The 14,076-nt window shown below is 54.2% G+C and carries 15 protein-coding genes; 7 read left to right on the plus strand and 8 right to left on the minus strand.

Annotation, left to right across the window (positions count from 1 at the left end):
- Window positions 1-90: 90 nt before the first annotated feature.
- The 7 genes from EVJ29_RS00610 to EVJ29_RS00640 all read right to left on the minus strand — a co-directional run bounded on the left by EVJ29_RS00610 (window position 91) and on the right by EVJ29_RS00640 (window position 6,215).
- Window positions 91-1,725, minus strand: a complete 1,635-nt coding sequence (locus tag EVJ29_RS00610) for a C39 family peptidase (RefSeq protein WP_131504588.1) — start codon at window positions 1,723-1,725, stop codon at window positions 91-93.
- A 112-nt stretch (window positions 1,726-1,837) separates the two neighbouring features.
- Entirely contained in the window at window positions 1,838-2,596 is a 759-nt protein-coding gene (locus EVJ29_RS00615) for an ABC transporter permease (protein ID WP_131504589.1), read from the minus strand.
- Window positions 2,596-3,444: an ABC transporter ATP-binding protein gene (locus EVJ29_RS00620; RefSeq protein ID WP_131490081.1), complete on the minus strand. Its 849-nt coding sequence runs from the start codon at window positions 3,442-3,444 to the stop codon at window positions 2,596-2,598. The genes EVJ29_RS00615 and EVJ29_RS00620 overlap by 1 nt, the downstream gene beginning before the upstream one ends.
- On the minus strand, window positions 3,441-3,647 hold the full coding sequence (locus EVJ29_RS00625; RefSeq protein ID WP_131438833.1) for a PLD nuclease N-terminal domain-containing protein: 207 nt from the start codon (window positions 3,645-3,647) through the stop codon (window positions 3,441-3,443). Before EVJ29_RS00625 ends, EVJ29_RS00620 begins: the two co-directional genes overlap by 4 nt.
- A gap of 112 nt (window positions 3,648-3,759) precedes the next feature.
- Window positions 3,760-4,173 (minus strand): universal stress protein, encoded by a 414-nt coding sequence (locus EVJ29_RS00630; protein ID WP_131438831.1) that lies wholly within the window; start codon window positions 4,171-4,173, stop codon window positions 3,760-3,762.
- Window positions 4,174-4,303: 130 nt separating this feature from the next.
- Window positions 4,304-4,717: a universal stress protein gene (locus EVJ29_RS00635; RefSeq protein WP_131464178.1), complete on the minus strand. Its 414-nt coding sequence runs from the start codon at window positions 4,715-4,717 to the stop codon at window positions 4,304-4,306.
- Window positions 4,718-4,733: 16 nt separating this feature from the next.
- Window positions 4,734-6,215 (minus strand): SulP family inorganic anion transporter, encoded by a 1,482-nt coding sequence (locus tag EVJ29_RS00640; RefSeq protein ID WP_131464176.1) that lies wholly within the window; start codon window positions 6,213-6,215, stop codon window positions 4,734-4,736.
- Between the two features lie 229 nt (window positions 6,216-6,444).
- Here EVJ29_RS00640 and EVJ29_RS00645 point away from each other — a divergent pair, with 229 nt between their 5' ends.
- From EVJ29_RS00645 to EVJ29_RS00675, 7 genes are all read left to right on the plus strand, one after another.
- Window positions 6,445-6,762, plus strand: coding sequence for an ArsR/SmtB family transcription factor (locus EVJ29_RS00645; protein ID WP_131504590.1), 318 nt, complete (start codon window positions 6,445-6,447; stop codon window positions 6,760-6,762).
- A gap of 13 nt (window positions 6,763-6,775) precedes the next feature.
- Window positions 6,776-7,135, plus strand: a complete 360-nt coding sequence (arsD, locus tag EVJ29_RS00650) for an arsenite efflux transporter metallochaperone ArsD (RefSeq protein WP_131456514.1) — start codon at window positions 6,776-6,778, stop codon at window positions 7,133-7,135.
- 14 nt (window positions 7,136-7,149) lie between these two features.
- Window positions 7,150-8,907 (plus strand): arsenical pump-driving ATPase, encoded by a 1,758-nt coding sequence (arsA, locus tag EVJ29_RS00655; protein WP_236633338.1) that lies wholly within the window; start codon window positions 7,150-7,152, stop codon window positions 8,905-8,907.
- On the plus strand, window positions 8,904-9,182 hold the full coding sequence (locus EVJ29_RS00660) for a Fe-S cluster assembly protein HesB (protein WP_131504592.1): 279 nt from the start codon (window positions 8,904-8,906) through the stop codon (window positions 9,180-9,182). The genes arsA and EVJ29_RS00660 overlap by 4 nt, the downstream gene beginning before the upstream one ends.
- A 30-nt stretch (window positions 9,183-9,212) precedes the next feature.
- Window positions 9,213-10,499 carry an arsenic transporter gene (locus EVJ29_RS00665; protein WP_131464170.1) on the plus strand — a complete coding sequence of 429 codons (1,287 nt, stop codon included), beginning with the start codon at window positions 9,213-9,215 and terminating at the stop codon, window positions 10,497-10,499.
- 14 nt (window positions 10,500-10,513) lie between these two features.
- Window positions 10,514-12,172: an FAD-dependent oxidoreductase gene (locus EVJ29_RS00670; protein ID WP_131504593.1), complete on the plus strand. Its 1,659-nt coding sequence runs from the start codon at window positions 10,514-10,516 to the stop codon at window positions 12,170-12,172.
- A 68-nt stretch (window positions 12,173-12,240) separates the two neighbouring features.
- Window positions 12,241-12,810 carry a hypothetical protein gene (locus EVJ29_RS00675; RefSeq protein WP_131490076.1) on the plus strand — a complete coding sequence of 190 codons (570 nt, stop codon included), beginning with the start codon at window positions 12,241-12,243 and terminating at the stop codon, window positions 12,808-12,810.
- 29 nt (window positions 12,811-12,839) lie between these two features.
- Here the strand turns inward: EVJ29_RS00675 and EVJ29_RS00680 are convergent, their stop codons facing one another.
- Window positions 12,840-13,970 carry a GGDEF domain-containing protein gene (locus tag EVJ29_RS00680; protein ID WP_131464164.1) on the minus strand — a complete coding sequence of 377 codons (1,131 nt, stop codon included), beginning with the start codon at window positions 13,968-13,970 and terminating at the stop codon, window positions 12,840-12,842.
- Window positions 13,971-14,076 lie beyond the last annotated feature (106 nt).

Below are 14,076 nucleotides of genomic sequence, written 5' to 3' on the forward strand. Positions count from 1 at the left end.
CAATAATATTAGTTATAAATAGGAAATTCGATTTCTTAATTTGATTCGTTATACCTAAAAAAAGCCACCGATTTCTCGGTGGCTCATGAATCAACGGACAGCGAGTGCTTTCCATCCGGTCGCACCCATGACAGAGCTGACTTGGGTTTTCGGGATAGTGAGGCGACCGCGGTACGGGTCGTTAATGTACAGGTTGTTTTTGTCATAGCCCGTCGCGAGCATGACGTGGTAGTTGGTGAATCCGGTGAATTTTTGGTTCGAGGCGGTATACCAATTGAAGTAGCCGTACGGTTGTTTAAAGTCGACGCTTGCCCAGACGATGACCGGGTTGCCGAGCGACAGTTCGCGCTCGATCGAGGCGAGGCCTTGGCCCGAAAGATCCTTGACCGGACGGTACTTACTCGAGAAGTTGATCATGCCTTTCGGGTAAATGCCATAGTTACGATATTTACTGAGCGTGCCTTTCGGGTCACCGGTGAACATGACGTTCGGGTCGACCCAGCGATAGAGCCGGTTCTCGTAGCGGGCGTTCCACATGCTTTTCGGCATCTCGCGATAGAGCGTCTCGGCGCTGACGACGCGGCCCTTCTTCTCGAGCGCCATCTTGAGCGAGAAGAACTCGCATCCGGACGGATACCCCATCGGGAACTGGCGGTAGAGCGGCACGCTCATCTTGTAGACGGAGAGGGGATTGCTGTAGGCGCCTCTCGCGTCGAACGAAGCGTTGCCGACTTTTTTGTTTTTGTACATGACACCGGATGCATCGAAGTAATACCATTTGCCGCTGATCGCTTGCCAATCGGTTTTCTTCGTCAACGTCGGTGCATAATACTCGTACTGTGTCGTATACTTCCAACCGGTCTCGCGGACACCGGTCGAGTGGAAGTGGTAATAGTATGAACCGATCTTGTGCTTGCCTTGGAGACGATAGCCATAGACGGGATGGAATCCGTAAACTTTACCTTGAATCGTCTGAAGTCCGTAGCGGCGTTTCCCGTCCGTACCGAAGTAATAATAGCGGGCGGCGACTTTTTGCACGCCTTGAAGCCGGTAGCCGTATGTCTCATGGAACCCGTATACAGTCGTGCCGACTTTCTGCAAGCCATGCCTTCTGGCGCCGTCCGAGCCGAAGTAGTAATGGCGTGTCCCGACTTGTTGCCAGCCGGTCGCCATCTTTCCATCTTTCAGCAATAAATATTTTTTCCCGGAAATCGTATATGTACCGGTTCGGATTGTTCCGTCTGTGAAGATGTAATGCTTGGCACCATTGATGGTTTGCCAACCGCTCAAACGCTGTCCGTTAGGCGAAAAGTAATAGTGTTTCCCGTCAATCGTCACGAAACCGGTCGCCATCGTCCCATCTGACTTGAAGTAATGAACGTTGTTTTCGAGCTGTTGCCAGCCGGTCAAACGCTTCCCGTCAGCAGCGAACAAATATGTAGCGCCATCAAGTGGATAAAGTCCTGTGACTCGGACACCGTTCGCTTCGAAATAATAGATCGAGTCGTCAATCGTCTGCCAGCCCGTCACCATGACACCGAACGCATCAAAGTAGTACGTCTTGCCTTCGATTTCTTGCCAACCGGTCAACGTCGTCCCATCGGCCGTCGTATAGACCGTTCCGTTTGCTGTCATCTGAAACCCGGCTTCGGCGTGCCCGATACTCGGTAGGGCAAACAAACTGACGGCAAGTACCGTTCCTGTAAACCAATAGCTCGATTTCATTCAATTTCCCCCGTATTCAATATACAAAATTGTCTGAATTTGTAACTCTATTATACGTTGAAAATTAAAGACACACGCATCGACGAAAGACCTATTTTACAAAATTGAATAATCAGGACGTTCGACTCAAAAATAATAAGCGCTTGGACGCGACGAACAACACTAGTCCGATCAAGACAATGCTAGTGACGAGCGGCCAAGCGAAATTGACGCTTTGGATGAGCGCCTCGCCCGACAATCCGCCAAGGTTCCAAGGCATCCAGTCCCAATCGATCCAACTGAGCAGGAGCGATAAGACGAAGTGGACACCGAGTGTGATGACGAGGGCGACGAGTCCGCTCTCGAGCAGCGCGGCGAATAAGAAGAAGATCGACAGCTGCACGACGAAATGGACGATCAATAGACCCGTGGAAATGACAAAGTCCGTCACATCGAACGAGTCGAACAAGATGACCGTATAATAGGCGGCTGTGCCTTGGGCGAGCAAGATGGAAACAGCGGAAAGTAACGTGTAGTGTGCCCATTTACTCATGACGATGCGAGAAGCTGGAATGTTGAGCGACTTGAGCCAAGCGAGCGTACCGAGTGTACGTTCTTGGCTGAACGTATGCATCGCCGACAGCAGGACGACGAGCAGGCCGATCTGTCGCAGCTGCTCACTGACTGATAAGAGTACTTCGGCCGGTGTCGGCGTCGGGATCTCGATGACGGTCCCGTCCGGCAAGTTACCGCCTGACGCTAAAATGTCTGGTAAGAAGTAGAGCGTGAGCGGCTGCATCGCCGCGAGCAACATCAGAGCGACCGGCACCCAAACGAGCCGTTTATTGCGCCACGATTCTTTCCATTCTTGTTTAAAAATGGCCGTCCTCATTAAGCGTTCACCTCCAAAAACAGTGATTCGAGCGACGGATGACCGACGTGGAACGATTGGATCATCAGTCCTTGGGCGAGGACGCGTTGCAGAATCGCCCGCTCGGACATCGTTTTATCGGACGTCTCGAACGTCCATGTCGTCCCCGTCCGCGAGACACGGACGACACCCGCAAGCGCGCTCCAATCGCCTTCCGTCGTCATGTCATCGAACAGGCGAAGTTGGATGGACGATTTGGCCCCGAGCAAATCGGTGACGGTGCCTTCCATGAGCAGGCGTCCTTGCCGAAGCAGGAGCACCCAGTCGCTCGCCTCCTCGGCGTCAGGGAGCACGTGCGTCGAATAGAGAATCATCCGCTCGCGCTTCAAGTCGCTCAAGAGATCGAGCACTTCCCGGCGGCCGCGCGGGTCGAGCGCCGACACCGGTTCATCGAGCAACAATAGTTCCGGGTCATGGACGAGCGCTTGGGCGATGCCGAGCCGTTGCCGCATCCCGCCTGACAAGTGCGCCGCCGGGCGGTCGACCGGTTCTAAGCCGACGCGTTTTAAGAGGTTCAAGGCGTCGACGCCGGTCGTGCCCGTCAAGTCGGCCGCATATTTAATCGTCTCGACCGGTGTGAGGGAAGGGTAAAGCGCCGGCCGTTGCGGTAAATAACCGACCCGGATCGTGTCGTGACCCTCGATCTGTCCGGACGTCGGCGTCGTCACACGGGCGATCATGTTGAGGAGCGTCGTCTTGCCGGCCCCGTTCTCGCCGAGGAGCGACGTGCAGCCCGGGCGCAGCGAGAAGCTGACGTCATCGAGCGCGGTGAACGTGCCGAATCGTTTGGTGAGATGGCTCGCATTCATTGTTTTGTCCGTCCCCAGAGGAAATAGACGATCGGACCGAGGATGTTGATAAAGACGATGACGAGGAGCCACACCCATTTCGGTCCGTTCGTTTCAGGCCGCTTGAATAAATCGATCATGGCGACGACGAGGAGGATCAGTTGCAGTAACAATAAAGGCAGTAAAATTAAAAGTAACGTGCTCGGGTCGTTGACAATCTCCATGAAAGCTTGCCTCCTTAGTTAGTTGTACATACACTAGTTGATTCCACACATAGGACGTTGTTCCTGTATAAGACACAAAAAATCCCTTTCTCGAGTCGAGAAAGGGGATGGCTTATTTGACGATGATGACGGGTGCTTGCGCCCGTTTGGCGAGTTTGTGGCTGACGCTGCCGAGGACGAACTCTTGGAACGTATTGAGGCCGCGCGAGCCGACGACGACGTATTCGAACGGATCGCGATTGGCGTATTTGACGAGCTCGACGTCCGGTTCGCCGCGGAGTTCGACGTATTCATAGGCGATGCCTTCCGCTTCGATCGTATCGAACAACGGTTGCATCATGCGTTTTCGTTTCGTCTCGAGATCGATCTTGCCGGTCGAGTTGAGCGCGGCCTCTTTCGATTCTTTCGCACTGACGACGTGAACGATATCAATCGATGCGTCTGATGCTTTGGCGAGTTGAATTGCCTTTGTTAAAGCTCGTCTCGAGTGATCCGAGCCATCTGCCGCTAAAAAGATTTTACCCATTCTTTCAACGCCTCCTCTTGTACGCTTGCTACTACAAGTATATGCGATTTTTTATGAAAGCGCATTCGCAATTGTGTCGATTCGAGATACAGAAAAAGGAAGTGAACGCTGAGGTTCACTTCCTGTCTGATTATCGGACGATGACGACCGGCGCGAGCGCGCGTTTGGCGAGCTTATGGCTGACGCTGCCGAGAACGAACTCTTGGAACGTGTTCAAGCCGCGCGAGCCGACGACGACGTATTCGAACGGTTCATGGTTCGCATACTTGACGAGCTCGACGTCCGGTTCACCACGGAGCTCGATATATTCGTACTCGAGTCCGGCTGCTTCGATCGCTGAGAAGAAACGTTGCATCCGCTGCATCCGTTTCGCCTCCAGGTCGATTTTGCCTGTTGATTGCAGGGCACTTTCTTTTGACTCTTTCGAGCTGACGACGTGAACGACATCGATTTTGGCGTTCGAGACTTTCGCGAGCTCGATCGCTTTCGCGGTCGCGCGCATCGAATGGTCCGATCCGTCAACGGCTAAGAAGATTTTTGTCATGTGAATCCCTCCCGAATTAATGTCCGATGCCGGCATCTTGTTGTTTCAAGTGAAGCGCGAGCGTATTGAGCAGCTTCTCTGAATCTTTGTTCAAGTTCAACAGTTCTGGCTCGATTCCATTCGCACGGTATTTGAAGACGACTTTGTCGATGGCGCCGATGGCCGAATCGTCCCAAAGGTGTGTGTTCGAGAAGTTGATTGTCACATGTTTGATGCCTGCCTCGACATCTTCTTCGACGTCGAATTGGTTGACGAACTCAGACGTTGATGCGAAGAACAATTGACCGTTCACGACGTAGTGGGCGTGGTCGGCTTCGACGTTGCGGTCGAGTTCGACTTTCGAGATTTTCGCGGCGAACAAAATCGCAGCTGTTAAAATCCCGGCGAACACACCGATTGACAAGTCGTGCGTGAGCACAGTGACGAGCACGGTGACGAGCATGACGACCGTATCCGACTTTTGTGCCGTCCGGAGCGCTTTAAGTGAGCCCCAATCAAACGTCGCATATGACACGAAGAACATGACACCGACGAGGGCGCCGACTGGAATCAACATAAGAACGTCACTGATTGTCATGATCATGATGAACAACGCGAGTCCGGCGACGAACGTCGATAGACGACCGCGTGCTCCAGACGAGACGTTGATGACCGATTGGCCGATCATCGCACAACCTGGCATCGCGCCGAAGAAACCGGCGATGATGTTGGCGATCCCTTGACCTTTTGACTCACGATTCTTGTTCGAATCCGTTCCTGTCATGTCATCGACGATTTGAGCTGTGAGCAACGACTCGATCAAGCCGACGAAGGCGAGTGAGAAGGCATACGGCAAGATGATCATGAGCGTCTCGAGCGTGAACGGAACGTCAGGGAATAAGAATTCCGGCAACGTTGCTGAGATCGTCCCCATGTCGCCGATGTTTTTCGTATCGAGCCCCATAAAGACAGCAAGTAGCGTCATCGCGACGATGGCGACGAGCGGTGCCGGGATTGCGCCCGTGATACGTGGGAACAAGAAGATGATGACGAGTGATGCGGCGACGATCGCCCACATGATCCAGCTCTCGCCTTCAAAGTTTGGTAATTGAGCTTGGAAGATCAAAATAGCGAGGGCGTTAACGAAGCCGACCATGACCGCACGCGGGATGAACTTCATAAGACGCGCTATACCAAAGAACCCGAGCACGATTTGAATGATACCGGCTAAAATACCGGCTGCTAATAAATATTGGAGACCGTAATCTCGAACTAAATCGACAACGAGGAGCACCATGGCCCCGGTTGCAGCTGAAATCATCGCTGGTCGACCGCCCGTGATCGAAATGACCATGGCGATAATGAATGAAGCGTATAGACCGACCATCGGGTTCAGTCCAGCGATGAGTGAGAATGCGATCGCCTCAGGGATGAGGGCGAGCGCGACGACGATCCCCGCAAGGACGTCAGCCCGGACGTTACCGAGCCATTCTTGTTTGACAGTATTCAATTTTTCCAAAAAGAACACACCTCTCTTTATAGTTTTGACTTTGACCTCCGAGTCTCACGAAGATCAAATGCGTCATTATATGAAGGAAGCGGTTAAACCGACACATGTTTTCACAACGTGTTTTATCATAACGAACTTTTTCAGAAAAGACAATTGCTTATCATTAAAAACTATGGTAATTTCATAACGTAAAGGTTATATAACGGTTTTGTTATACATGGAGTAAAGGAGAATGACGATGCATACCGCAGAAGAACTGAGTAAAGTGCTCAAAGTGCTCGCTGACCCGACGCGGTTGACGATGTTAAAGCAGATGCAGGATGGGGAACAGTGTGCCTGCAGCTTCGTTGACTGCTTCGACATCTCGCAGCCGGCGATCAGCCGGCATTTGAAGATGATGCGGCAAGTGGGACTGCTGCTCGAGCGCCGGGACAAGCAATGGATCCATTACCGGTTGAACGAGGCGAGCCCGTTCTATTCGATCGTCGTCGATCTGCTCGGACAAGTCGAGATGATCGATGCGAGCTGTGACTGTGACGCCGAGTGTGCCATTTAAGGAGGAATAAACGATGAAACTTGAAGTATTCGAACCGGCCATGTGCTGTCCGACCGGACTATGTGGCCCATCGATCGACCCGGAACTGACGCGGATCGCGACGATCCATTACGTGTTGAAACAACGCGGTTTCGACGTCGAGCGTTATAACCTCGCCTCGGAGCCGAACCGTTTCGTTGAAAACGCAAACGTGCAAGCCGAGATCACGAAAGGGCTCGACACGCTCCCGCTCACCGTCATCGACGGTGAGATCGTCAAACGCGGCGCCTACATGACGAACGAAGAGATCGCTGAACTGACCGGTCTCCCGGTCGCGGCGTTCGCGAAACAAGACGGCGAGAAACCGAAAGTCCGCATCACGCTTAAAAAATAAGGAGGCGCGTCATGATGAATCGCTTTGATTTTAATACGATTGAGCCGACCCGTTACATGTTTTTGACCGGGAAAGGCGGCGTCGGGAAGACGTCGACCGCCTCGAGCCTCGCCTTGACGCTCGCTGACCGTGGCAAGCGCGTCTTGCTCGTCTCGACCGACCCGGCAAGTAATTTGCAGGACGTGTTCGAGATGGAACTTGACGAGACACCGAGAGCAGTCCCGGGGACGGAGCTATTGATTGCGAACTTCGACCCGGAAGAAGCGGCAAAAGCGTATATGGAACGCATGGTCGGCCCGTATCGCGGCGTGCTCCCGGACGTCGCCATCCAGTCGATGGAAGAGCAACTGTCCGGTGCCTGTACGGTCGAGATCGCGGCGTTCGATCAGTTCACCGAGCTGTTGACGTCAGAGACGGCCCGTGACACGTACGACCATGTCATCTTCGACACGGCACCGACCGGGCATACGCTCCGGTTGCTCACGCTCCCGAGCGCGTGGGACGAATTTTTAGAGACGAACACGACCGGCGTCTCATGCCTCGGTCCGCTCGCTGGTCTATCAGACAAGCAACACCAATATAAACTGGCGGTCGAGACACTCTCGAACGGGGACGAGACGACACTGTTGCTCGTCGCCCGTCCTGAGACGTCGACGCTCGTCGAGGCGAGTCGTGCCGCAACGGAGCTCCACGCCATCGGGATCGAGCGGATGCAACTCGTCATCAACGGTGTCGTCGACCCGGCGGAAGGTACGGACCGTTATACGAGACGGTTCATCGAGCGCCAACAAGACGCGCTCGACAACTTGCCACAAGGCGTCGACACGCTCGAGACGTTCACGCTCCCATACGCCTACGAGAACTTGGTCGGCGTCCCGGCACTGCGCCGCTGGGTGAACGGGGAGACGGTCGACGTACCGGATATGACATATGATGCGAGCCGTTACGGTTCGATCGATACGCTCGTCGATGAAATCGAAGCGGACGGTCCGAGCGTCATCATGACGATGGGCAAAGGTGGGGTCGGCAAGACGACACTCGCCTCACTCCTCGCCGTCGCTTTGAGCGAACGCGGCCACGCCGTCCATTTGACGACGACCGACCCGGCGGCACACGTCGCTTTCACAATCGGTGAGGACGTGCCCGCCACGTTCACCGTCGACGCGATCGACCCGAAAGTCGAGATCGAGAACTATCGGGCCGACGTGTTCCATGAAGCGGGGGACATGACCGATGAACAGCGCGCGATGCTTGAAGAAGACTTGCGTTCGCCGTGTACGGAAGAAATTGCGGTTTTCCGTGCTTTCGCCGGTCAAGTCGCCAAAGCGAAAGATCGGTTCGTCGTCATCGACACGGCACCGACCGGACATACACTGCTCTTGCTCGACGCGACCGAGAGCTATCACCGTGAGCTCGAACGCTCGACCGGTGTCGTCCCGGAAGCGGTCCGCGAACTGTTGCCGAAGCTTCGTGACCCGAAACAGACGCACGTCGTCATCACGACGCTCCCTGAAGCGACACCGGTGTATGAAGCCGAGCGGCTCGTCACCGACTTGGAACGGGCCGGCATCCGTCCGTTCGCCTGGGTCGTCAACCAATCGTTCACACCGCTCGACGTCGAAAGCAAACTGCTCACGGCGAAAGTCGCGAGTGAGGCGATTTGGCTCGAACGGGTGAACGCGTATCCGCGCCCGACGCTGCTCTCGTGGCAAGAACACTTGCCGGTCGGCTATCCGGCGTTATCACAACTATTGAAGGAGGAAATCAAATGAACATCACAAACGAAGCAATCGATTTTATGAAGGCAGCACTCGAGGATGAAGAAGTGAAATCAGTCCGGATCTGTACGGAAGCAGGATGCTGCGGCCCGACGCTCGGTCTTCACATCGCCGCTCCGGAAACGACGGACGACGTGAAAGATTATGACGGCCTCACGTTCGCTGTCTCGAAAGACGCAGAAGCGATGGCGGAGAACGTCACGCTCGACGTCGAAATGACAGAAGACAGCGCGAGCCTCGTGCTCCGTGGTCTTCAAGAAACGTGCTAACAAAAATAGAGATTATTGGAGGAACTCATTGTGCAGTGGATTGCTAGTATCATCTTTTTAGTGACGCTCTTCCTCATCATCAAGCAACCGAAAGGCCTCGGCATCGGTTACTCGGCGATGGGGATGGCGGCCATTGCCCTCATCACCGGGGTCGTCAATTTTGATGACGTCGGTACCGTATGGGGCATCATTTGGAACGCGACGTTTACGTTTATCGCCATCATTCTCATCTCGCTCATTTTGGACGAGATCGGATTCTTTGAATGGGCCGCTTTACATATGGCTCGGATCGCCGGGGGCGGCGGTGTCAAACTGTTCGTCTACATCACGCTTCTCGGTGCGCTCGTCGCCGCATTATTCGCGAACGACGGGGCGGCGCTCATCTTGACGCCGATCGTGCTCGCGATGGTGCGGGCGCTTAAACTACCGGACGCCGTCGTCTTGGCGTACGTCATCGCCTCGGGTTTCATCGCCGATACGGCAAGTTTGCCGTTCGTCGTCTCGAACCTCGTCAACATCGTCTCGGCCGACTTCTTCGGTATCGGTTTTGCCGAGTATGCGGCGCGGATGGTGTTCGTCAACGTGTTCGCCGTCGCCGGCAGTTTGCTCGTCTTGTACTTGTACTTTAAAAAAGACATCCCGAAGCAGTACGACTTGTCAAAACTCGTCGAGCCGAGCACGGTCATTAAAGACCATAAGATGTTCCGCTTGTCGTGGGTCGTCCTCGCTCTGCTCGTCATCGGCTACTTCACGAGCGACATCATCGGCATCCCGGTCTCGCTCGTCGCCGGTGTCATCGCCTTGTTCTTCCTGATCATGGCGAACCGTTCGCCTGCTGTGAAGACGGAGCAAGTCGTCAAAGGAGCGCCGTGGGCGATCGTCTTCTTCTCGCTCGGGATGTACATCGTCGTCTACGGCCTACAAAACGCGGGGCTGACGCAAGTGCTCGCCAACTTTATCGACTGGTTCTCAGGTAGCGTGTTAACGGCCACGTTCGGGATGGGCTTCTTGGCCGCGATCTTATCGTCGGTCATGAACAACATGCCGACCGTCATGATCGACGCGCTCGCCATCGATTTGACGAATACATCGGGTCAGATTCGCGAAGCGCTCATCTATGCGAACGTCATCGGTTCCGACCTGGGACCGAAGATCACACCGATCGGGTCGCTCGCGACGCTCTTGTGGCTTCACGTGCTCCGGACGAAAGGACTTAAGATCGGTTGGGGACAATACTTTAAAGTTGGAATCATCTTGACGATCCCAACGCTTGCCATCACGTTGCTCGGCCTGTATATCAGCTTACTACTATATTGAGGAGTGGATTTTTTATGAAGTTAGTCATCATCGGTTCAGTCGCTGCCGGTACATCGGTCGCGGCGAAAGCACGTCGTAACAACGAAGACGCACAAATTACGATTTACGACCGTGATTACGATATCTCCTACTCGGGTTGCGGGATCCCATATTACGTCGGAGGCGAAGTCGAGTCACGCGATGACTTGACGCCACGCGACGCCGCTTTCTTCAAAAAGCGTTACAACATCGATGTCATGACGCGTCATAACGTGACGGCGATCGACAAAGACGTGAAGACGGTCACGGTCGAAAACCTGGAGACGGGTGAGACGTTCACGGACAGCTATGACGTCCTCGTCCTCGCGACCGGCGCCTCGAGCATCGTCCCGCCAATCCCGGGCGTGAAGTCAGATAACGTCTTCCCGATCCGCAACATCCAGAACGCGGAAGCGACACGCAACTTCGTCGACGCGACGAACCCGAAACATGCGACGGTCATCGGGGCCGGCTTCATCGGTCTTGAGATGGCCGAGCAGCTCAAACTTCGTGGCATCGACGTCACGATCATCGAACGCATCCCGCAAGTGATGCCGCCGCTCGACAAAGACATGGCGTGCCGCGTCGAGGACCACCTCGAGAAGAACGGCATCGAGCTGTTGCTCGGTGAGACCGTGACAGAGCTCGTCGGCGACGGTCACGTCGAACGCGTTGTCACCGCGAGCGGGAAGACGGTCGAGACCGACCTCGTCATCCTATCGGTCGGTGTCCGTCCGAACACGGAACTCGCCAAGTCGATCGGTGTCACGATCGGTGAGACGGGTGCGATCGCCATCAACGAACGGATGGAGACGAACGTGGACAGCGTCTATGCTGCCGGCGACGTCGCGGAAAGCTTCTCGCTCGTCACAGGCAAACCGATTTGGCGCCCACTCGGCTCGACGGCGAACAAGATGGGACGTTCACTTGGTGATCTGCTCACGGGCGGGGAACTCGAACACCGCGGCATCCTCGGGACGGGCATCTTCAAAGTGTTCGGCCTCGCGGTCGCGCAGACGGGCCTCTCGGAGCGTGAAGCGCGTGACCTCGGCTACGACGTCGAAGTGCTCCACAACACGAAACCGGACAAGCCGGCCTATATGGGCGGGAAAGACATGACGATCAAAGCGATCGGCGACCGGGCGACACGTCAACTGCTCGGCGTCCAAATCGTCGGCTTCGAAGGCGTTGACAAGCGTATCGACGTGTTCGTCACGGCGATCACGTTCAAAGCGAAAGTCGACGATTTGTTCCATCTCGACCTCGCGTACGCACCGCCGTTTTCGACGACGAAAGACCCGGTCATGTACACGGGGATGGCACTGGCGAACAGCATGAACAAGTCGGCCCGTCTCATCACGCCGGCTGAGCTACAGCAGCGAATCGACGCGGACGAGGACATCCAGGTCATCGATACACGGAAAGCGGCGCAGTTTGAGAAGGCGTGCGTCGACTGTGCGGTCAACATCCCGCTCGGCAAGCTTCGCGAGGCGTCAAAAGACCTCGAGAAAGACAAGCCGACGGTCGTCTACTGCAACGGCGGCGTCACCGGGAACGCAGCGCAAAACGTGCTCCGTAACCTCGGTTTCACCGACGTCTACAACTTATCGGGCGGCAACAAGAACTATCAACTATTCAAAAAACACGGGAATTAACAAACAGGGCGTCCGAATCATTTTTTCGGACGCCCTGTTTTGATATGCTTATCAGTGAGGTGAATATCATGAACTACCGGATGTTGCATGAGAAGTTTGAGCGCCGGAAGCAGTGGCTCATTTTTGAAAAAGAAGAAGTCGTCCGGCGTGTGATGGTCCGCTACAAGGCACGCATCATTCCGAAAACGGATATTATGGACCTCGTGAATGATGATCAGCTGTCGTATGAGCATATCTTCTGCTGTTTGACGATTGATGACCCGCGTATGATCGATAAAATTTTTACGGCGAAGGAAAAAAAGGACCACAAATGGGAACGTGAGGATAACGCACGGCGTGGGATGGTATACAAACATAAGGACGAGGAACATCGTCGTTACAATCAACTGATCATTGATGAAATGGAAGGTCGCCGGCTCGATATCGTGCTCGAGAGTAAGGACGGGAAGTTTGTGACCGGTTTTTTGACGCGCGATATGTGTGAACAGGTTGTCTCTTATGTTTACGCGCATACAGGCGGGGCGAAGTTCACAGGACTCATCCCGAGAGCGATGTGGCCGCCAGATGTGACGGACGAGGAGTTTAAACTGAGTTATCGCCGGTATTTGGAATCGTTAGACGAATTCAACAAATTGTGAACTAACCCCCGATGCGCTGACATCGGGGGTTAGTTCGCTTGTTGCTGATTCCATTTACTGACCCGGTTGCGACCGCTACGTTTGGCGACATACAGACCGAGGTCGGATTTTTTGGTGAGTTGTTCGGACGTGACGATCTTTGGTTCGGACGTACTCGCGACACCGATCGAGACGGTGATGTCGAGCTGTTTGCCGTCCGGGAGCAAAAATGGACTTTCCGCGATTTGACGCAAGTAGCGGTTGGCGATGACGAACCCTTGCGACAAGTTGCAGTCCGACAACAGCACCGAGAACTCTTCGCCGCCATGGCGACACACCATGTCATCGGTACGGGCCGTCTCTGTGAGCCGTTTGCCAAGCTCGATCAAGATGGCATCGCCGGCATCATGGCCATACGTATCGTTCACCGATTTAAAATGATCGATATCGAGTAAGAGCAGCGTGATGTCGTAAGGACTCGAGAACACTTCCTCGTCGACGCGCTTCATCTCTTCCTCGAAGCGACGACGGTTGCCAAGACCCGTCAAGGCGTCGGTGTAGGCTGCTTCTCGATATTTTGTGATCTGCCGTTCCGTGCGCTGCATCTTGCGGATGCCCCCATAGACGATATGAAGGACGAACCCGGTTGAATATCCAATCGTGACGAAAGCAATCAACGTATAGACGTACATTTTTGGAGCGGTATAGGTACTAAAGTTTAAGAGCGAGAACAAGGCGATAAATCCGAGGCTGATGGCGTTGACGATGCGGATGTCCCGCGTCGGTTTGATTCGCTCCCGGAGTTTCATATAGACGACTGCGGTTGTGGCCGCGACCGTATAGTCGAGAAAAACGATTAACAGCAACGTATCCGATATGATGAACGGAAGCAGCAGTATGCTCGAGACGTACGTGATCCGGACGCCTTGGAGGCCAAAGTAAAGGCCGGCAATGATGATGGGGACAAACCCGTACTGAAAGTCGGCTTGGGCGTTCCAGAGCACACCATGCAACGTAATGACGATCGTCAGGCCGGCGAGGAGTAGTGAAATCGTGATTTGCCGTCTTAACGGGAGCTTGCTCGTGAACCCGAGCTTCGTGAGGCGCGAGATCATATAAAGGCCGATCAGCAGTAAGCTGGCGTTGGCAATCAAGTTATTGATTAAATTGGTCATCGACATTTTAAAAATTCCTCCCCTATTTTCTATATTCGACAGATGAGGATAAAAAAGCAATCATTTTGTGATGGGAAAATGAGTTCGAACCAACAAGTGGCTTGATATGGGA

This window comes from Exiguobacterium sp. SH4S7 (genome assembly GCF_004336795.1).
Lineage (GTDB): Bacteria > Bacillota > Bacilli > Exiguobacteriales > Exiguobacteriaceae > Exiguobacterium > Exiguobacterium aurantiacum_A.

What these genes read in the sequence shown, in the direction of transcription:
- arsD (WP_131456514.1), top strand. Translation starts at nt 6,776, where the DNA reads ATGAAACTTGAAGTATTCGAACCGGCCATGTGCTGTCCGACCGGACTA.
- EVJ29_RS00620 (WP_131490081.1), bottom strand. Translation starts at nt 3,444, where the DNA reads ATGAATGCGAGCCATCTCACCAAACGATTCGGCACGTTCACCGCGCTC.
- EVJ29_RS00680 (WP_131464164.1), bottom strand. Translation starts at nt 13,970, where the DNA reads ATGTCGATGACCAATTTAATCAATAACTTGATTGCCAACGCCAGCTTA.
- EVJ29_RS00625 (WP_131438833.1), bottom strand. Translation starts at nt 3,647, where the DNA reads ATGGAGATTGTCAACGACCCGAGCACGTTACTTTTAATTTTACTGCCT.
- EVJ29_RS00635 (WP_131464178.1), bottom strand. Translation starts at nt 4,717, where the DNA reads ATGACAAAAATCTTCTTAGCCGTTGACGGATCGGACCATTCGATGCGC.
- EVJ29_RS00615 (WP_131504589.1), bottom strand. Translation starts at nt 2,596, where the DNA reads ATGAGGACGGCCATTTTTAAACAAGAATGGAAAGAATCGTGGCGCAAT.
- EVJ29_RS00670 (WP_131504593.1), top strand. Translation starts at nt 10,514, where the DNA reads ATGAAGTTAGTCATCATCGGTTCAGTCGCTGCCGGTACATCGGTCGCG.
- EVJ29_RS00645 (WP_131504590.1), top strand. Translation starts at nt 6,445, where the DNA reads ATGCATACCGCAGAAGAACTGAGTAAAGTGCTCAAAGTGCTCGCTGAC.
- EVJ29_RS00660 (WP_131504592.1), top strand. Translation starts at nt 8,904, where the DNA reads ATGAACATCACAAACGAAGCAATCGATTTTATGAAGGCAGCACTCGAG.
- EVJ29_RS00675 (WP_131490076.1), top strand. Translation starts at nt 12,241, where the DNA reads ATGAACTACCGGATGTTGCATGAGAAGTTTGAGCGCCGGAAGCAGTGG.
- arsA (WP_236633338.1), top strand. Translation starts at nt 7,150, where the DNA reads ATGAATCGCTTTGATTTTAATACGATTGAGCCGACCCGTTACATGTTT.
- EVJ29_RS00630 (WP_131438831.1), bottom strand. Translation starts at nt 4,173, where the DNA reads ATGGGTAAAATCTTTTTAGCGGCAGATGGCTCGGATCACTCGAGACGA.
- EVJ29_RS00610 (WP_131504588.1), bottom strand. Translation starts at nt 1,725, where the DNA reads ATGAAATCGAGCTATTGGTTTACAGGAACGGTACTTGCCGTCAGTTTG.